General features: G+C 35.6%; 19 protein-coding genes, 1 tRNA gene and 1 pseudogene. 10 read left to right on the forward strand and 11 right to left on the reverse strand.

Going from position 1 to position 19,116, the window contains the following annotated elements; all coding sequences use genetic code 11:
- Positions 1-4 precede the first annotated feature (4 nt).
- Positions 5-77: transfer RNA gene (locus ACJ5H0_RS07665), tRNA-Phe, on the forward strand.
- 171 nt (positions 78-248) lie between these two features.
- Here the strand turns inward: ACJ5H0_RS07665 and ACJ5H0_RS07670 are convergent.
- From ACJ5H0_RS07670 to ACJ5H0_RS07685, 4 genes are all read right to left on the reverse strand, one after another.
- Complete coding sequence (locus ACJ5H0_RS07670) at positions 249-926, reverse strand: 4'-phosphopantetheinyl transferase family protein (protein ID WP_411248579.1); 678 nt, start codon at positions 924-926, stop codon at positions 249-251.
- Between the two features lie 272 nt (positions 927-1,198).
- Positions 1,199-1,879 (reverse strand): hypothetical protein, encoded by a 681-nt coding sequence (locus tag ACJ5H0_RS07675; protein ID WP_411248581.1) that lies wholly within the window; start codon positions 1,877-1,879, stop codon positions 1,199-1,201.
- 3 nt (positions 1,880-1,882) lie between these two features.
- On the reverse strand, positions 1,883-2,902 hold the full coding sequence (locus tag ACJ5H0_RS07680; protein ID WP_411248584.1) for an alpha/beta hydrolase: 1,020 nt from the start codon (positions 2,900-2,902) through the stop codon (positions 1,883-1,885).
- A gap of 165 nt (positions 2,903-3,067) precedes the next feature.
- The gene (locus ACJ5H0_RS07685; protein WP_411248587.1) at positions 3,068-4,174 is read right to left on the reverse strand and encodes a helix-turn-helix domain-containing protein; all 1,107 of its coding nucleotides are present in this window, start codon (positions 4,172-4,174) and stop codon (positions 3,068-3,070) included.
- A gap of 227 nt (positions 4,175-4,401) precedes the next feature.
- Between ACJ5H0_RS07685 and ACJ5H0_RS07690 the strand changes: the two genes are divergently transcribed.
- Genes ACJ5H0_RS07690 through ACJ5H0_RS07700 form a run of 3 tightly spaced genes read left to right on the forward strand, consistent with a single transcriptional unit; the run spans position 4,402 to position 6,429 of the window.
- Positions 4,402-5,577 (forward strand): thioredoxin family protein, encoded by a 1,176-nt coding sequence (locus ACJ5H0_RS07690; protein ID WP_411248590.1) that lies wholly within the window; start codon positions 4,402-4,404, stop codon positions 5,575-5,577.
- Between the two features lie 8 nt (positions 5,578-5,585).
- Positions 5,586-6,218, forward strand: a complete 633-nt coding sequence (locus ACJ5H0_RS07695) for a DUF3575 domain-containing protein (protein WP_411248593.1) — start codon at positions 5,586-5,588, stop codon at positions 6,216-6,218.
- Between the two features lie 4 nt (positions 6,219-6,222).
- The gene (locus ACJ5H0_RS07700) at positions 6,223-6,429 is read left to right on the forward strand and encodes a hypothetical protein (RefSeq protein ID WP_411248596.1); all 207 of its coding nucleotides are present in this window, start codon (positions 6,223-6,225) and stop codon (positions 6,427-6,429) included.
- On the opposite strand, the gene ACJ5H0_RS07705 is transcribed toward ACJ5H0_RS07700, so the two are convergent.
- Positions 6,426-7,622, reverse strand: coding sequence for an exo-beta-N-acetylmuramidase NamZ family protein (locus tag ACJ5H0_RS07705; RefSeq protein ID WP_411248599.1), 1,197 nt, complete (start codon positions 7,620-7,622; stop codon positions 6,426-6,428). The two genes, ACJ5H0_RS07700 and ACJ5H0_RS07705, sit on opposite strands and share 4 nt — an antisense overlap.
- 4 nt (positions 7,623-7,626) lie before the next feature.
- On the opposite strand from ACJ5H0_RS07705, the gene ACJ5H0_RS07710 reads away from it, so the two are divergent.
- Complete coding sequence (locus ACJ5H0_RS07710) at positions 7,627-8,856, forward strand: ABC transporter permease (protein WP_172279632.1); 1,230 nt, start codon at positions 7,627-7,629, stop codon at positions 8,854-8,856.
- Between the two features lie 124 nt (positions 8,857-8,980).
- A complete protein-coding gene (locus ACJ5H0_RS07715) occupies positions 8,981-9,964 on the forward strand; it encodes a PLP-dependent cysteine synthase family protein (protein WP_172279634.1) in 984 nt (327 codons plus the stop codon).
- Positions 9,965-10,004: 40 nt separating this feature from the next.
- Here ACJ5H0_RS07715 and ACJ5H0_RS07720 read toward each other — a convergent pair whose 3' ends face one another.
- From ACJ5H0_RS07720 to ACJ5H0_RS07730, 3 genes are read right to left on the reverse strand one after another with little or no spacing between them, the layout of a single operon-like run.
- Positions 10,005-10,529, reverse strand: a complete 525-nt coding sequence (locus tag ACJ5H0_RS07720; RefSeq protein ID WP_411248605.1) for a hypothetical protein — start codon at positions 10,527-10,529, stop codon at positions 10,005-10,007.
- 41 nt (positions 10,530-10,570) lie between these two features.
- The gene (locus tag ACJ5H0_RS07725) at positions 10,571-10,873 is read right to left on the reverse strand and encodes a chaperone modulator CbpM (RefSeq protein ID WP_172279638.1); all 303 of its coding nucleotides are present in this window, start codon (positions 10,871-10,873) and stop codon (positions 10,571-10,573) included.
- A gap of 3 nt (positions 10,874-10,876) precedes the next feature.
- A complete protein-coding gene (locus tag ACJ5H0_RS07730) occupies positions 10,877-11,791 on the reverse strand; it encodes a DnaJ C-terminal domain-containing protein (protein ID WP_411248608.1) in 915 nt (304 codons plus the stop codon).
- Between the two features lie 94 nt (positions 11,792-11,885).
- Between ACJ5H0_RS07730 and ACJ5H0_RS07735 the strand changes: the two are divergent.
- Positions 11,886-13,092 (forward strand): annotated as a pseudogene (locus ACJ5H0_RS07735) (dicarboxylate/amino acid:cation symporter).
- Positions 13,093-13,168: 76 nt separating this feature from the next.
- On the opposite strand, the gene ACJ5H0_RS07740 reads toward ACJ5H0_RS07735, so the two are convergent.
- The gene (locus tag ACJ5H0_RS07740) at positions 13,169-13,552 is read right to left on the reverse strand and encodes a DUF779 domain-containing protein (RefSeq protein WP_411248610.1); all 384 of its coding nucleotides are present in this window, start codon (positions 13,550-13,552) and stop codon (positions 13,169-13,171) included.
- A gap of 292 nt (positions 13,553-13,844) precedes the next feature.
- Entirely contained in the window at positions 13,845-15,374 is a 1,530-nt protein-coding gene (locus ACJ5H0_RS07745) for an aldehyde dehydrogenase family protein (protein WP_411248612.1), read from the reverse strand.
- Positions 15,375-15,551: 177 nt separating this feature from the next.
- Here ACJ5H0_RS07745 and ACJ5H0_RS07750 point away from each other — a divergent pair, with 177 nt between their 5' ends.
- From ACJ5H0_RS07750 to ACJ5H0_RS07760, 3 genes are read left to right on the forward strand one after another with little or no spacing between them, the layout of a single operon-like run.
- Entirely contained in the window at positions 15,552-16,217 is a 666-nt protein-coding gene (locus ACJ5H0_RS07750; protein ID WP_411248614.1) for an AraC family transcriptional regulator, read from the forward strand.
- A 46-nt stretch (positions 16,218-16,263) separates the two neighbouring features.
- Positions 16,264-16,476 carry a helix-turn-helix transcriptional regulator gene (locus ACJ5H0_RS07755; protein ID WP_411248616.1) on the forward strand — a complete coding sequence of 71 codons (213 nt, stop codon included), beginning with the start codon at positions 16,264-16,266 and terminating at the stop codon, positions 16,474-16,476.
- Between the two features lie 27 nt (positions 16,477-16,503).
- The gene (locus tag ACJ5H0_RS07760) at positions 16,504-17,442 is read left to right on the forward strand and encodes an alpha/beta hydrolase (protein ID WP_411248618.1); all 939 of its coding nucleotides are present in this window, start codon (positions 16,504-16,506) and stop codon (positions 17,440-17,442) included.
- A 131-nt stretch (positions 17,443-17,573) separates the two neighbouring features.
- On the opposite strand, the gene ACJ5H0_RS07765 is transcribed toward ACJ5H0_RS07760, so the two are convergent.
- Positions 17,574-19,055 (reverse strand): RagB/SusD family nutrient uptake outer membrane protein, encoded by a 1,482-nt coding sequence (locus ACJ5H0_RS07765; protein WP_411248619.1) that lies wholly within the window; start codon positions 19,053-19,055, stop codon positions 17,574-17,576.
- Between the last annotated feature and the right edge of the window lie 61 nt (positions 19,056-19,116).

The raw sequence follows: 19,116 nt of genomic DNA on the forward strand, positions 1-19,116 counted from the left end.
TATTGGTTTCTTAGCTCAGTTGGTAGAGCAATGGATTGAAAATCCATGTGTCCCTGGTTCGATTCCTGGAGAAACCACAAAACCACCTTTTTAAGGTGGTTTTTTTTTATGCTTTGTATTTCAAGATTACTCTGAAATAATACCATTATCATTTAGGATTTCAAAACCTAAAACAACAAAAGGCACTTTCCTTTTCTTTAATCTTTCATATAGGAAAACAACTCCTAACTTTCCCCGGAAGATTTTTACTATAAAAAGTTTACATTTAATCGTTTGACAAAGATCGTCTTTTCCCTGATATCTTCATTAGCCGCAATACAGCATTGATATTTTTTGTCAAGATAAATCTCTTTCAAATAAAAAATTTCATTTTCAATAATAGCCTTGCTGTGGTTAACTTCAAAAGAATCTAAAGGAATAAACATTCCTTTCCCATGTGCTTTAATAACAGCCTCTTTTTCCGTCCAGTACGTAAAAAAAGACTGTACTTTATCCTCTGAAAAATGTATTTTTTCCAACTCACCAGAAGTCATTTGAAATTTGAATTCTTCATAATCGGCTTCCTGATTGATATATTCAACATCAATTCCTACGGGTGATTCATGAATACAGCAAATAACTAGATTACCAGCATGAGATATATTAAAATGCAGGTTGTGGTTTTTTATATAGGGTTTGTAATCCGGAGTGCGTCCAATTTCAAAATCCTTGCTATCAAAATAATGATCTAATCCATATTTTAGAAGAACTCTTCCCAACAAAGACAATTGTGCATCCTGCCATCTTCTGAATTTTAATAGTCTTGTAACAAACTCATCAGAATTCATTATCAGATATTTATCCATCAGATACTGATGTTTCGCTTCTTCGATAAATGTATATAAAACCCGCATTAAATTAAAGCTAATATCGGCAGAATTTTTCAATTATTTTCTATGTCTAAATTAATTAATAGCGATAAGAAACACATGCACATAAAATTATCGAGTTTAACTCTTGTTTTACTTCAAAACCTTCATGTAAAATTATCAAAAACCATTTTATTGTCATCACTAAAATTTCGAAAAATTTGTACTATTGCCGATGTAGCTTATGGGATTATTAAGCTAAACTGAAACAGAATTTAAGAAGTACTATCTGGGAGCATAATTAGCTACTGACAATAGTAAAATGCCGGATTAAAATTCGGCATTAAAACTTAAAAAGGCAACTTGTAATTATATCCAACTTGTAAAAGATATGGCAGTTGTGGTTTCGTTTTCAAATCCTGAGAAACAATACCCCCTATTTTCAGATATATTTCCTGGTTGCTGAATGTATATCCTCCTTGTATGGCAGCATAAAAGTTTCCTCCCGTCGCCGGTTCATACCAGCCATCTTTTACTGCCGGATAAATTTCTCTATAGTGATCGGAATGTTTGAAATGAGTAACAATGGCTTTATCAAAGCCAATTTCCATCGCTCCAAACCATCTCCGTCTGTAATATCCAATTGTTCCGGACATATCCACCCCAAAATTCAGAAGCTGAACATTCTCGTTTTCAAACTTCCGGAAAACTCCCTGAACTTTTGTTGAAAACTGGAAATCCCTAACTTTCACCCATCTCACATGAGCTCCTGCTTTTGTTTTAAAGTCATCAAATAAATCTTCACCAGCCGGTGTGGAGACCTCAATATTTACAATTGTGGGAAACAACTTACCATGAAATTTATATCCGTATCCTAGCCCCAGAACAGCACCATATTCGGCACCAATGTTTGCATTAAGAATATGTCTTTCTCCATTTTCCAGCCCAGCCCAGTTAACCGTTTGTGATTTCACAACATTACCGATCAGTATAAAAAAAGCTATTTTTATATATAGTTTATTATTTTTCATTTGTTAAAGGTTGTTGATAAAATTGATAATTTTAGGCTTGGTCTGGGAATTCCATGCATTCTGATTGGTAATGATACCATCATGTCCAACACCGGAAACCTTAACCTTTTCCACATGATTATAGTCTGAAGTTATTTTCTGTGCCCAGGAATCAGGATAAGCTTTATTTCGTTCACTGTAAAAGAATAACACAGGAGCATTGTAATTCTGCATCCCCTTAGAAAAATCGGAATTGTATTCCTCTCCTACATCAAATAATGCATCCATAATTACAGCCCCACTTCTCCAGCTCATGCCGGGATCAAAGTCTCCTTCACCAGTAATATCATTTTTCGATGTCAGCATAGACATTTTATAATCCAGTATTTCGTGCTGATCCTCCTTTCCGGATATAAACTGATCGATATAGGCTGCATCATTCAAAATCTCACTCCAGAGTTTAAATGATCTGGACTCTTTTACATAGTCAGTAATATCATCCCATTTCAATCCGCCCGGTTCGCATAAAACAATCCCCTGAACAGCGTTTGGATACTTTCCCACATATCCTGAAGCCAGTATCGCTCCCCAGGAATGCCCTAATAAGATTACTTTTTGATTAGAGCTTTTACGGTAATAAGCTATTACTGAAGATAATTCGTCATACATAAGATTAATAGCTCCCGCTCCTAATGATTTATATGAATTCTTAGGAAAACGCTGGGAAAGACCAGAACCTCTCTGATCATAGAAAACGACTCTGTATCCTTTATTAGCGAGATCTTTACAATTTAATAAGTATCTGTAATCACCTCCGGGTCCTCCATGGATTGCAATAATTAGGGTCCCATTTTCTGGACCGAATGCTTCGGAATGGAGCAGAGAACCATTCACACGTATTGATGGTAGTGAAGAATCCTGATCGACTGTCTTAGGAACCAAATTTCCGGGTTCATCAATTGTTCTTCCATCAGTACAGGAGAACAGTAATGCAAAAATTGTAAAAGAGGTCAGTAACCCTCTTTTTTTTCTCAATGTTGTCATAGTTTGGGTTTAAAATATTGATGCAAAGATTCATCAAACCCAAAAGCTATACGCCCCAACAGGAAAGCTGACCCAAGAAAAACAACCAATATAAGAATCTGACTACCAATATTATATGAAACATGAAACCATTCCCTGAAAGATGAAACTATAAAAAGATAAGAATTACAGCTTTTTTTGGTATTCAGTGGGAGTAATACCCATATATTTTTTAAAATTCCGGTTGAAAGATGTTTTGGAATTAAAACCACATTCAAAGGCAATAGCCAGAAAAGTATATTGCCTGCTTTCCGGTTCCGAAATTTTGTGCAAAAACTCTTCTATCCTCTTTTCATTAATTAATTCGTAGAAGTTTTTATTTTCCTTAGAATTAATTACCTGGGAAAGATAGTTCGGATGGACTTTAAGCAACTGAGACAATTCATTTAAGGTGAGATTGGGATTTACGAACGGTTTTTCTTCGTTTAAAACCTCAAGTAATCTGCAATGGATATCATCAATATTTTCCTGTGTTAATCCTGATTTTTGATACTTTTTATCTTCACCAATTGCTATTGGAGATGTAATTACTTTTGTCAGGCTTTCTTCGGCAGTAAAAAATGAATTAGAATAATTGAAAACCTGTACCTGCTTGATCCCAAAATATCCCAACCACATGATAAAAACAGCAACTGCACCATAAATAATATTTGCGTTGTCATTCCAAAGAACCAATCCCCAGATCAGCCCAATCCAAATAATAAGATACAACAACCACTTAAAGTTTATTTTTTCTGTATTTGAAAACTGCTGGACCATATTTTTACGGAATCTATATAAAATAAATAAAGAAATGATCACATAAATGATTCCTGAAATGTATATACCATATAGCCTGAAAAGCAATTCAATCTTGAATTCCCTTCCCTCATGTTTAAAAATACTAACCCTTTCATCAAAGGGTGCCATATAAAATGAAAGAAAAGATAAATTACATATCACAAAAGGTAAAAAATGTAACAGCTGTACTGCTGAAAAAGGTTTAGGAGAAGTTTGTTTTCTTACATAGAGGTATAAAAACGGTCCATAAAGTAACGGTAGTGTAAAACCTAAAAGTATAAAAGAAGGATATTCTTTATACTGATGAGTAAGAAAGAGATAATGTGTTAATAAATTGACACCAATTGTAAATAACCATCCACATAAAATAAAATCAGCAGAGCTTTTATTCCGTTTTGTAAGCAAAAGAAATGTTAAAAAGAAAGCAATAAAAACCCCGGAAAGATAAAGCATAAACAGCTTCAGTTTTTTAGTTAATGGTGCAATAAATTATAATCATCTAATTCACAAAAATAAAGAATAACTTCTATTGAATGATATTAAATAAGAAAGGATACAGAAAACAAGTTTTACAATCGATTAATTTAGTTCTTAAAATTAGTTAATGTCCTCTATCTGGCCTTCCCATTTTCAATCTATCTCTTGAAAATTAACTATCTTCGCCTACAAATTTTAATCGAATGAAGAAGATTATCTCCGGATTATTTGTTTTTTTCACTGTAATTCTTTTTGCGCAGGAATCCATCCAGTTTCAGGATATCCCTTTTAAAGATCTAATTGCCAAAGCTAAGAAAGAAAACAAAATAGTTTTCATTGATGCTTACGCTTCATGGTGTGGCCCTTGTAAACTGATGGAGAAAAATGTATTTACAAAGAAATCGGTGGGAGATTACTATAACGCCAATTTTGTAAATGCAAGATTTGATATGGAGAAAGGAGAAGGAAGAGAAATTGCCGCCAAATACGGAGTTCGTTCCTATCCGACTTACTTGTTTCTGAACGGTGATGGGGAGCTGATCTCTCAAAATCTCGGTTATATGGAAGAAAGTGTTTTCTTAACAATGGCACAGGACATCAATTCGCCCAATAACAAAAAAGGATCCCTAAAAGATCGTTTTGCATCGGGTGAAAAAGACCCTGAATTTTTGATCAACGTAATGAAATTAAATTCTACTTCAGATTTTGATTTTGCAAAAAAAGCCTCTGAAAGATATTTTGAAAATAAAAAGAAAACTGAAGAACTGTCTAAAGATGACATTGGATTTCTTTTATTCTTTTTAAAATCCGTTGAGGATCCTAATTATAAAATTTTCGCTTCCAGAAAATCAGAAATTATCAAATATCTTCCTGAGGAAACCTATAAAGAATTTGATCATCAGCTTATTTTATCAAAAGTAGTAGCCGAATCGATTGACGACAAAAATAAGAGGGTAAATGATGACTATTTTCTGAAAACAGCAGAACCCCTGGTTGGGAAATATGAGGCTGAAATTAAGCTGAATCAGACTAAACTTAGTTATTATGAACAAAATAATAATTTTCCTGAATATGAAAAAGCAGCTTTAGCATATTACAAAAATTCTGATTCCTTTGAGCCTAATCAATTACTTAAAGCCGCGTGGATATTCTCCGAGCATGTAAAAACAACATCTTCATTAAAGAAAGCGGTTGAATGGGCAGAGAAATCTGTTATGAGAGGAGAGACTTCTGAAAACACCTTTATTCTGGCAAAGCTCTATTTCTTAACAGGAAATAAAGATATGGCAAAAACGTATGCTGAAATGTCGAAAAATATGGCTGTTCAATCCAATAAAGACGCAACTTTGGCCGAAGGATTGCTTAAACAAATCAAATAAACTTCAGAATGAAATATAAATTGTTGGTAAGTTTTATGAGTCTGTTTTCACTAGGAAATTTGAACGCCCAGGAACAAGAACAGGCTACAGAAAAGGGGAAAAGTTTATACGTAAAAGGCAATGCCCTTTTTCTTCCAATAGGAGTTCTAAACGGAGGATTAGAATATCAGCTTAGTAAAAAATATACTTTACAGGGTGATGTATTTGTTTCTCCATGGAAATCTTTCGCCGGACATGAATTTCAGTATTATTCTGTTTCCTTAGAGGGTAGATATTATTTTGATGAAGCTTTCAAACACTGGTATGTGGGTGCCAACCTTGCAGCATCTTCTTTTGTATTGCAAAAATGGAATTACTGGGGTTCCGGCACATACACCAATGACAGAGGCGAAAAATACAAAAAGTCCAATCTGTATCAAAAAGGAGTTTCACTGATCATTGGAGTTACTGCGGGTTACCAGTTTCAGCTTTCAGAAAACTGGAATCTGGATGTTTATGCAACTGTTGGAACCTCTCAGGATTTTTATAAGGGCTATGACCGCACCACAGGAAAGCGCTATGATGTAGCTACCGGATTTAATAAAAGTGGTGAAATATTACCATATAGAGGCGGCATAATGATTTCTTACAAAATAAAATAACACGATGAAACTATTTGGAAAAAATCACATTATTATATTGGTTATCACCTTTGTTATCCTTTTTTTAATGAATTACATTGGAAATGATGCCCCAGACAAATTACAAAGGGCAATAATGACCGCTTCAGCAGGAGTGATGGGATTAACAGTGGGGCTTTTTATCCTTAATAAAGGTAAAAATGACAAAAACCCACCACAAGATTTCGATTAGTTTTCGTACACCACGTATTTAGATCTGATTTTCTCAAACTTTTCTAAATCTGACTTCCACGAAGCCTTTATTTCTTGTATTGATTTACCGGCAATGATTTGTTTTCTTAATTCATCATTTCCGGATAAAGTATCGAACCATAAGTTTTTAAGAAAGAAATCCTGTTGAGGGTTCTTGTAATTTTTATAAGCTTTGATCACCCATTCCAGACTAAGTTCCCTCAAATCATTCGGATACTCAGATAAATTTTCTCCATAACATAGTTGCCCGTTCAGGAACGGATCTTTTGCCCCGAAATTAGGCTTTGGAGTAAACTGATAAGGAAGACTTTTTGTCCAGGGAGAACCATATACCTGAAAGGGAGTATCTGTACCTCTTCCCACAGAAACCTGTGTTCCTTCAAAAAAACATAAACTCGGATATAAATTTATTGCTTTATCATTAGGTAAGTTGGGAGATGGCTTATCAGAAATAGCATATCGCAGCTTTTTATGATAATTCTTCATAGGAACCAAAATATATGTTGCCTGCATTCCATTCTTCAGCCATTTTTCACCGTTGACCATTTTTCCATACTCACCAATGGTTAAACCATAGACAACCGGAACTTCATGCATTCCTACAAAACTAGCCCATTTCTTTTTTAAAACAGGTCCATCAATATATCCATCGTGAGGATTAGGCCTGTCCAATACCATTATCTCAACATTATTTTCAGCTCCGGCCTCCATAAGGTAGCTTAACGTTGAAATATAGGTATAGAATCTGACGCCTACATCCTGAATATCAAAAACTACAATGTCAATTCCTTTTAACTGTTCAGGTTTCGGCTTCTTATTACTTCCATATAAAGAAACAATAGGTACTCCTGTTTTTGAGTCTACTCCATTTTTAACAGTTTCACCAGCATCAGCATTTCCTCTAAAGCCATGCTCGGGAGCAAAAATAGCTTTTATCTTAATCCCGTTTTTTACTAAAAAATCGACCAGGTGAGTCCGATCTTTCATCAAACCCGTTTGGTTGGTAACAATGCCAATTGTTTTTCCCTTTAGCAGCGGTAAATAAACTTCCGGCTGGTCGGCACCGGTCTTAAAACCATCTTTTGTTTGATTCTGAGAATAATATTGATTGAATACTCCTAAAAAAATTAGGCAAATAAGAAGTAAATTTTTAATTTTGAAATCTAAATTCATAAGCTTGAACTTTCCTTTATATTTCTCTAGAAAAATAGCGTTTTCCAAAGATAACAAAAATAATCTTTCAAGGGTTATCATCTTCATAGGCAGGCTTTCTGTAGCTTTAGGAATCATTGTATCATTGATTACCGTATCTACAGGATTTGGCTCAAAAAAAGCTATTAAAGAAAGACTGGCAGATTTCAGCGGACATATTACCGTAAAGTCCACACGATCCAATTCTTCATACAATACTTCTGTGCTTGATAAGCAGGGTTTAAATATTCAGAAAATAAAAGCACTTCCGGATGTTGAAAGTGTTCAGAAATATGCTATGGTTACAGGAATTATGCGGAATGAGCATAATTTTGCAGGCATTATTTTCAAAGGTGTAGGCAAGGACTTTGACAGTGCCCGTTTTAAAAAATTTCTCGTTGCCGGCACAACACCCAAAGTAACGGAGGTCGGCTATAACCATGGGGTAACGATTTCACAAAAGATCGCGAATGACCTCCATTTAAAAGTGAAAGACAGTATTGTTACCATATTTTCAAAGGCGGATCAGAAACCTATTTATCGAAAATTTGAAGTTGTGGGAATTTACCGAACGGACATTAAAATGATTGATGAACAATTTGTGATCGGTGGAATCAACCATGTGAGAAAAATTCAGGATATGAAACCGGATGACATTGGTGGACTGGATATCTTCTTTAAAAATGTAAATGATATCGATAGTGATTTCCCGGAAATTGAAAAGCTTATCGGCTATAAAAATTACGCGGAAAAAGCAACAGAAAAATTCCCACAGATTACAGACTGGATCAGTATTTTTGACACCAATATTGCATTGATCATTATTATCATGCTTATTGTGGTAATCATTAATATCATCATGGTTCTTTTGATCCTTATTATTGAAAGGACGAATTCAATCGGTCTCTTAAAAACTTTAGGAGCTAGTAATTCCCAGATCAGGGCTACATTTATTAATTATACCTTAATAATAATGGTTCCGGGGCTTTTATACGGAAATATTATAGGCCTTGGTCTCTTACTTTTACAGAAGTTTTTTGGGATTATAAAGCTGAATCCTGAAAATTATTATGTAAGTACAGTTCCCGTAGACCTTAATCCTATTGCTATTATTTCAATTTCTGTAGGAATTTTAATTATCTCTGCATTGGCATTGATCGTTCCAAGTTATCTGATCAGCAAGATTTCACCGGTTAAAGCGATCAAATACAATTAATTTCAGATTGTTTATTCTTCCCAATTGGGGTAATATACTTTATCTGTTAATAGTTCATTTTACATGTGGCCAAACTTCATAAATAATTTTAAAGCTGTATCTTTGCAAGGCTTATAAATTATGTATGAAATACGCAAAAAATATTCTTGAAACTATCGGAAATACTCCATTAGTAAAACTTAACAAAGTTTTGGGCGAGGATTTCCCTGCATTAGTTTTAGCCAAAGTAGAAACTTTCAACCCGGGAAATTCTGTAAAAGACAGAATGGCCGTTAAAATGATCGAAGATGCCGAAAAAGACGGCAGATTAAAACCGGGCGGAACAATCATTGAAGGAACTTCCGGAAATACAGGAATGGGATTGGCTCTTGCCGCTATCATCAAGGGGTACAAATGTATTTTTGTAACCAATTCCAAACAATCTAAAGAAAAATGTGATATTTTACGTGCTGTAGGAGCAGAAGTTATTGTTTGCCCTACAGATGTAAAGCCTACGGACCCTCGTTCTTATTATTCGGTTTCAAAAAGATTAGCTAAAGAAACTGAAAACGGATGGTATGTGAATCAATATGATAATTTATCCAACCGAGCAGCACATTATGAATCTACTGCTCCTGAAATCTGGGAACAAACAGAAGGAAAACTTACTCATTTTGTAGTCGGAGCCGGAACAGGAGGTACCATTACAGGATGTGGAACGTTCTTCAAAGAAAAAAATGAAAATATAAAAGTAATTGGTGTTGATACTTATGGTTCTATTTTAAAAGAATTTCATGAGACCGGTGAACTTCACTATGATCACGCATATACCTACATTACTGAAGGAATCGGAGAAGATATTATTCCTGAAAACTATGATATGTCGGTTATCGATCATTTTGAAAAAGTAACGGATAAAGATGGTGCCATTTATGCAAGAAAGCTTGCAAAAGAAGAAGGAATTTTCTGTGGATATTCAGCAGGAAGTGCTATATCAGCATTGGTACAAATGAAAGATCAGTTTACCAAAGATGACGTGATTGTTGTTTTACTCCATGACCATGGTTCAAGATATGTAGGTAAAATCTACAATGATGAATGGATGAAGGAAATGGGCTGGCTAGACTAAAAAGCAAATAAAAAAATCAGAGCGATCTGCTCTGATTTTTTTATTTAATATTTTTCTTTATTGCCTGTTTCAATACGGTGTAATCCTTTTTACTCATTGACTTTGCAGGAAACATATAGTTGTATTTACCTTCCATCGAAATATAGTCTTCATGGGTTTCTGCAGTTACAAATTCACTCCACATGCTGAGTTCATGCTGCTCATTAAGATTAACATTGAAAGTTTCATTATTGAATCTTATCTCATAAATACCGGCATTCTCAAGTGATTTCAGATATCTTTTGACCTGTTTTTTCCATCTGGACTCCTTATTGATGCTTACCGAAAGATATACAGCACAAAGAAGAAAAACAAAACTTATAAAATACAGAATTCCAAAGCTTTCTTTACTTAAATTTTCTTTTAAGGAAAATGTAATCAGAAAAATCAGAGCGATAACAATAGTGATAATGGTTTTACTTCTGGTCTCCGACGAGAAAAACAAACTTCCCTGGTTTCCTTTAAAGTAAATCTCTTCAAAATCTTTTCTGTTTACATGTAGTCTGATCACTTTCTCGTCACCCATTGTATAAAAAATTTAATTTGTTTACAGATTGCAAAACTAAATTAAATATCCTCATATCGATCACTTATTGCAGAAAGTTTGGCCAGTAAGTCTCTATTTTTTTGTTTAAGATCAGTCATTTTCTGAAGCATATCATTAATAACTTCTAAACCGGGAAGGTTTATTTCCAGATCATAATGCCAATTCGTGAATCTTTCAAAAGCAGGTAAATCTTCATACATCAAATAGCGCACATCATTTTCAGTCTGTACCTCAAGTAAGCCGCAGTCTACCAGCTCATCAAAGAAAGTAATTTCTATATTATATATTTTTACGAGTTCTTCCCGTGATATTCTCTCTTCCATGATCTAAGAATTTTTAAGTTGTTCAAAAAGTTCTTTTTGTTTCTCAGTAAGGTTTGTTGGCAGCTTCACTTCATATGTTACGAACAGGTCCCCAAATTGACCTTCTTTTTTATATACGGGAAACCCTTTTCCTTTCAACCTCACCGTTAATCCACTTTGAGTCTCAGGTTTAACCTTTAAATTAACGCTTCCGTCCAGGGTATTTACTTTTACATCACCACCCAAAACAGCTGTATAAAGATCAATAGTAACTTTCGTTTTAAGATCATCTCCTACCCTCTCAAAATCCGGATCAGGTGAGATATTAAATGTAATGTACAAATCTCCCGAAGGACCTCCATTGATACCGGGGTTTCCGTGACCCTTTAATTTGATCTGTTGACCATCATAAACTCCGGCGGGAATTGTAATCCGTACTTTTTTGCCATTAATCTCAAAGGTTTGGGGATGTGTTTTGGCAGCATCTTTAAGATGTAAATTAAGCTCAGCCTGTACATCCTGTCCTTTAAATTTCCCGGAAGCACTACCTCGGGAGCTTCTTCCGAAACCTCCGCCTTGTCCAAACATACTCTGGAAAAAATCTGAAAAGTCCTCTCCTTCTCCAAAATCTGCACCGGAGAATCCACCACTGTAACCTTGCCCTTGACTTTGATATTGTCTTTGTTGCTGTTGAGCCTTTTCATATTCCTCACCATGTTTCCAGTTTTCTCCGTACTTATCATATTTGCTTCGGTTTTCCGGATTACTGAGAACCTCATTCGCTTCATTCAGTTCCTTGAATTTTCTCTCAGCCTCTTTGTCATCGGGATTAAGATCGGGATGTAATTTTCGAGCCAGCTTTCGGTATGCTTTTTTGATATCTTCCTGCGATGCTTTTTTATCTACCCCCAGAATTTTATAGTAATCTATATAAGCCATAGAAACGTTTATTTACTCAAATTTAAAAAATTTAACCCTGAAAATTATACAATAATATGTTAAAAATAAGCCTATCTTTGGTAAAAAGCAATACATGAAAGAAGTATTTAAAAACTACTCTGGAATTTTATTTTTACTCTTGGGAATCATAGTTGGAAGTATTATCGGGATCACTGCTCCCGATTTTGTAGGCTATATAAAACCGCTTGGAGACATTTTCCTTAATTTACTTTTTGTCAGCGTTGTTCCATTGGTATTTTTTGCTGTGTCTAATTCTATAGCATCTTTAGAGCAACAATCAAAATTTGGAAAGATCATTGCGATGATGTCGTTTACCTTTCTATTTTTTATATTAACAGCAGCTGTTTTTACCATTATTGCTGTTTATCTTTTTCCTATGTCTCCTATTTCAGGAAGTTCACAGATCATTTCTGAAGGTAATGACAATGAAACCTGGGGAAACAGGATTGTAAGTTTCTTTACAGTTGGTGAATTCATAGAGCTGTTTTCCAGAAAGAATATGCTCGCCCTGCTAATATTTGCTTTTTTAACAGGTTTTGCGGCAAGAAAAACCGGAGAAACCGGCCAGCCATTCAGACTTTTCCTTGCTTCAGGATACGAGGTCATGAAAGAGCTGCTTTTACTGGTTATGAAGCTTGCTCCGATCGGACTCGGGGCTTATTTTGCCTATCAGGTTGCTACTGTGGGTCCACAGCTTTTTGGTTTTTACGGAAAGCCACTAGGTATCTACTACATCGTGGGAACCATCTATTTCTTTTTATTTTTCACACTATATACCTTCATGGCCAACGGGCGAAAAGGGGTCAAGGATTTCTGGACGAATGCGCCCTATCCTACGCTAACTGCTCTAAGTACCTGCAGTAGCTTTGCAACAATGCCTGCAAATTTGCAAGCAGCTTCGAAGATCGGAATACCAAGTTCTATTGCGAATCTCGTTATTCCGATTGGAACTACTTTACATAAAAACGGATCATCCATATCTTCAATCATCAAGATTTATGTCGCATTTCTAATTATCGGAAAAGATTTTTTTTGAGCCTTCCAACCTGATTTTAGCTTTGGGAATTACTGTATTTGTAAGTATTGTTGAGGGCGGAATACCTAACGGTGGTTATATCGGTGAGCTCCTGATGATTTCTGTATATAAATTACCTCATGAAGCGATTCCTGCCGTAATGATTATCGGAACATTGGTAGATCCATTAGCTACCGTTCTAAATGCCGTAGGAAATGTTGTGGCCGCCATGTTTGTAAACAGGTTCATAAAGGTAGATGGTTGAGAAGTTACTATAATTTTTAAGAGGAATACTCAAAATTAGTTCTATCACTCTCTCTGATTTTACAGATCAGCTAGAGTTATTCGCTGCGTTTTACCGGTTCCAGATTTTTGTATTCTTCAGGAGTAAAAAGCTTGTAATGTACTTTAAATGTTTTTCCTAAAGGTGTTTCCAGAGAAAAACCACCTGGTCCGAAACCATCTACAACATCTAATGTGAAGTGAGAATATTTCCAATACTCAAACAAATCGCGATCGATCCAAAATTCATGTCTGTTAATCGTACCTATCATAGCATCATTCATTCTTGGAAAAAATCCTCCTTTTTCAAAACATTGAGGCTGAGTACCTTCACAACAACCGCCTGCCTGATAAAACATCAGGTCTCCATATTTTTCTTCTAGCTGCCAGATAACTTCAAGCGCTTTTTCCGTAGCAGATAACCTGGATATTTGGGGTTCCATTTCTGTAGGTTTTTAAGTTGATTTTTATACTGCAATAAACTACCAATTTTTCATGTAAGATTGTTAGTAAAGATCATCATTTACTCTTAGATTATTCAAAAAACCTGACAAAAATGTCAGGTTACCTAAACTTAAGTATTAATCATAGGATGGCGAAAAAATTCTCCCTCATAAGTTTATTAATAGTGAGCCTTATGGAATGGATCGAAACATGATAGTATCAGATTAGGCCGGCCGTTTTGCTCCGCTTAAATAACGGAACAAACGGACATGCCCTGATGTTAAAAAAAAATTAAAAGAACCCTAATTTGTTTTTGTTGTAAGAGATCAACATATTTTTAGTCTGACGATAATGGTCCAGCATCATTTTATGATTCTCCCTTCCAATTCCGGATTGTTTGTATCCTCCAAAAGGTGCTCCTGCAGGATAAGAATGATACTGATTGACCCATACTCTTCCTGCCTGGATCTTACGGGGCACATTATACAATTGATGTGCATCTCTTGTCCATACTCCTGCACCAAGACCATAAATCGTATCATTAGCAATCTTTATTGCTTCTTCCTCATCTTTAAAAGTGGTAAAAGCTAAAACAGGCCCGAAAATTTCTTCCTGGAAAATCCTCATTCTATTATTACCTTTAAAAATTGTGGGTTGAATGTAGTATCCATCTTCTAAACCTTCCCCGACATTATTTACATCACCACCCACAAGAACTTCAGCACCTTCTTCTTTCCCTAATTTGATATAGGACAAAATTTTATCTTTCTGAATCTGAGAAGCCTGGGCACCCATCATTACGGTTTTATCTAAAGGATTTCCCACTTTAATCGCTTTTACCCGTTCAATTACTTTTGCAATAAAAGCATCAGCAATATCTTCCTGGACCAGTAACCTTGAAGGGCAAGTACAAATCTCTCCCTGATTAAGAGCAAAAAGAACAGCACCTTCAATAGCTTTATCCAAAAACTCATCATCTGCATCCATTACAGAGCTGAAGAAAACATTCGGAGATTTTCCTCCAAGTTCCAGGGTAACTGGAATGATATTTTCAGTTGCATACTGCATCACCAGACGTCCTGTAGCTGTAGAGCCTGTGAAAGCTGCTTTTGAAACTTTAGGATTGGTTACCAAAGCCCGGCCAAGCTCTGCCCCGAAACCGTTTACGATATTCACTACCCCGGCAGGTAGCAAATCACCGATTATTTCCATTAAAACCATGATAGAAACAGGAGTACTTTCTGCCGGTTTTAATACCACGCAATTTCCAGCTGCCAAAGCAGGGGCCAATTTCCAGATAGCCATTAATAAAGGAAAGTTCCATGGAATGATTTGTGCGATAACTCCCAGGGGTTCATGTACGATAAGAGAAACGGTATCTTTATCCAATTCATTGTGAGAGCCTTCTTCTGCACGGATTACAGAAGCGAAATATCTGAAATGATCTACAGCTAAAGGTAAATCTGCAGCAAGGGTTTCCCTTACAGCTTTACCGTTGTCGATAGTTTCTACTGTTGCCAGATATTCAAGGTTCTGCTCTATTCTGTCTGCAATCTTATTTAAAATAATACTTCGTTCCGTTGAAGAGGTATCCTTCCAGGTTTGAAATGCCTTGTGAGCCGCGTCTACCGCTAATTCTAAATCTTCCTTGGAGGAATGAGCCGCTTGGGTAAAGTTTTTTCCGTTAACTGGAGAAATTACATCAAAATATTGTCCGTTCACCGGAGCTGTAAACTGACCGTTAATATAATTATCGTATTTACTTTTGAAATCAGGCCACTGTAGAACAGTTTCTGATTTTTGTTCTGTTATTGTGCTCATATCGTATTGTTTTTAATTTCTGTTAAGCCAAATTACATTTCCCCACTAAGAACAGATAGCATAATCCTACAAAAAAACTTCAAAATCGTATTCGCCAGGAATTTTATACTTTTTTAACAATACCTCGATTTTATATTTTCTTATATTTGATAGAATGGGTTTTAAAAATGTATAGAAATGAATGATAATAAGTTTTTATTAAATACTCCTGATCTGAAAAAAGAAAATCAGCTGATGAGCCTTGTTGAAAACCAAACGAAATTCAATCTCAACAATTGTGAGTTCAGTATCTATGAAACCCATGAAACTGCTTTTGGTGTAAAACTTCATTTTGATACCATTGCATTTACCGCTATGCTAAGAGGAAAAAAGCATATGAAACTGGAAAATAAAACAGGGTATTTTGATTATTTTCCAGGAGAGAGCATACTGGTAGCACCAGGAGAAACAATGATTATTGATTTTCCTGAGGCTGATGAAACTCCATCACAATGTATTTCATTAAGTCTTAATCCTGATTTTATAGAAGATTCGCTTAACCATTTAAATTACACATTACCAAAGGTGGATGAAACTTCTCAATGGAATATTCAGCTGGATGAGTATTTTCTATTCAATAATAAATCTCTGGCTTCCGCTACCAACAATATCATGAGGATCGCTATGGATGATAATTCTCAAAAAGACATCATGGCTGATTTTGCCCTGAAGGAACTTTTGATAAGATTGATGCAGACCCAGGCCAGAGGTATGGTAGAGAAGAATATTGCAAAAAATAAATCGAGAATAGGTTTTGCCGTCGATTATATCAAAAAAAAATCTTCATCAGAAACTTTCCATTGACAGCATTGCTAAACTTGCTTATGTCAGCAAATCAAATTTCTTTAAAATGTTTAAAGATGAACTAGGTACTTCACCCAATGATTTCATTTTACAAGAGCGAATCAACCGGGCTAAAGAATTATTGGCTACTCAGAATAGCATTAAAGAAACCGCTTATCAAACAGGTTTTTCAGATACAAATTATTTTACAAGAGTATTCAAACAACTTGTGGGAGTAACACCAAAGACTTATCAGAATAAGGTTATATTCTTTGAATAAAAATCTTATTTCTTTTAGAAATATGACATGAAACGACTATTCGCCTTCGCGACCATATTACTTTTCTCAAGTAGTAAATACAATTCCCAAACTTCTACAAACAAGTTTGAGATTTCATCCGATCTGGAGCAAATTTCCTTATGGGCAAAAAGCAATATGCCTGATCAACTAGGTAGTATAAACGCAGAAATGATAACTAATAAAGGGTCTGTCACTCATGTTTCTGATCCAAGGTTAATTATTCATCGACCTAAAAAACCAAATGGTATAGCCATTTTAGTCATTAGTGGTGGCGGATATGCTCACATAGAATTAGGAAAAGAAAGTACACCAACTGCGAATTGGTTAGCATCAGAAGGAGTAACTGCCTTTGAACTTATTTATAGATTGCCACAAGAAGGTTGGAAGACGACCAATGTTCCTTTTGAAGATGCACAAAGAGCTATGCGAATAATCAGAAGTTCAGCCAAAAATTATGGTATAGATCCTCATAAAATTGGCATCTTAGGGTTCTCAGCCGGTGGACATTTAGCCGGAATGATTGCCACGCAACCTAATAAGATGTTTTATAAACCCGTCGACGATATAGATTCTCTATCTGCAAGACCCGATTTTGTAGGATTGATTTATCCGGTTATTTCAATGCTTCCCCCGAATAATAAAACCCATGCTTTTAAGAGTATTCTTGGGAAAAATCCATCAACTTCCGAGGAAATAGAATTCTCTGTGGAAAGGCAGGTGAATAGTCAAACACCACCAACTTTTTTAGCACAAGCAATTGATGATCCTATTTCTCCTGTGGAGAATAGTATATTAATGGATGATGCATTAAAGAAGGTGAATGTTCCTGTTGAAATGCATTTGTTTAAGAATGGAGGACATGGTTGGGGATTGGGAAAGAAAGGAAGTGAGGTTGAGGCGTGGCCGGGGATTTTTAGGGAGTGGCTTTTGAAAGCAAATAAATAGATTATGATATATAACAAATATTAAAAAAGAGATTCGATTTTTTATTTCGGAAGAATTAATAAATCCAAATATTTATAAAAAAAAGAGACTATCTTCTGGATAGTCTCTTTTTTTACTTTTAAGTACCTTACTTACCACCCTGGATTTTGTTGGCTGGCAAGAAGCGGGTTAACACTAGTTGTCATAAGCGGTATGGGCCATAAAAACCTATAATCAGTATAAGCAATACCATTAATCAGATTTCCGGAATAAGGAATTCCTACAGTATAGCTTGTCGCTGCCGGGAATCCATTAGGCACTTTTGCCGGAATCCCTTGAGTAGGAGCAATATCATCATTAATTAACCGATGGATATCTCCCCAACGAACTCCTTCACAACTCAACTCGATTCTTCTTTCCATTAAAATCCCTTTTACCATCTTCTCTTTATCAGGAAACGAAGCAAGCGTATAGGCTTGTGTATCAGGATTTGCCAATGATCTATTTCGAACCTCATTAAGGAGCGTTAATGCATTGGATAAATTGTTCGTTCTGGCATAAGCTTCTGCAGCCGCCAATTTCATTTCAGAAAACCGGACAATCGGTGCCGCATCTGTATAATTAACAATATCCGTATATTTTCGGGTAAATCTGGCACCAGAAACGACAGCCGTAATATCCCTCCGTTTATCATTTCCCAGCCAAAGAGGATCATTCCATAAAATAGGACTGATCGCGATCAATGCTCTGTTATTAAACTGGGCTGCCAATGCTCCATTCACCCCTGGATTATTATTTGCGGTATTAATAATTGAAAAAATAGACTCTGTATTTGCCAGGTTATTATTGAATACTGCTGCAGGATTAGCTTCTAAAGTATACATAGAAGTAAGCTTATTATATTCTGCGATCACTCCATTCCAGTTTCTCATATTCAAATAGGCTCTTATTTTAATTGCAATAGCCGCCCCTTTCGTGATTTTGCCTATTCTATTAATTCCTTGTCTTTGAACATTGGTAGGAAGACTACTTTCTGCAAAATTCAGATCTGTCAACAATCGTTGATAGTCCTCAGCGACAGTCTCTCGGCCCACCTGCATTGCTTGTTCAATGGTAGCTTCAGTATCAACTCCTAATGTCCTGTATGGCACCCCCATAGAAGCGCCATTATCCAAATGATAAGGTCTTGAAAAATGTTTTAAAAGCTCAAAATGAGCTAATGCTCTGAAAAACAATACTTCTCCTTTGTATTCATTTCCCTGAGCTTGAGATATAACATTATTGCTGACCGCTCTGTCAATCCCCTCATTAACAAGATTAGCTCTATTAATCAATCGGTAAGCATCAACCCAATAATATACATTATTGGCAGTAGTCGCATCATAATTAGATTCATACGTTAATTGATAAAATGCCTGCGTATTGACTACATCTTCCCCTCTTGCCTCATTTTGTTGAAAGTAAGCCGCTCCAAAAACATACCCCCTTGGTGTACCGTTAAAATTTCCAATTTGTGCGGCATTGTACACTCCATTTACCGCTAGTTGAACCAATTCAGGAGAAGTAAATGCCAATTCAGGATTAGGGTTATTAAAGGAAGTAGTATCTAAAATATCTTGCTGACAAGAAGCCATAACCAGTCCTGCTGAAGCTAATACTATATATTTTTTTTAATGCATTCATTATTATTCTATT

Source organism: Chryseobacterium proteolyticum (genome assembly GCF_046591535.1).
Lineage (GTDB): Bacteria > Bacteroidota > Bacteroidia > Flavobacteriales > Weeksellaceae > Chryseobacterium > Chryseobacterium proteolyticum.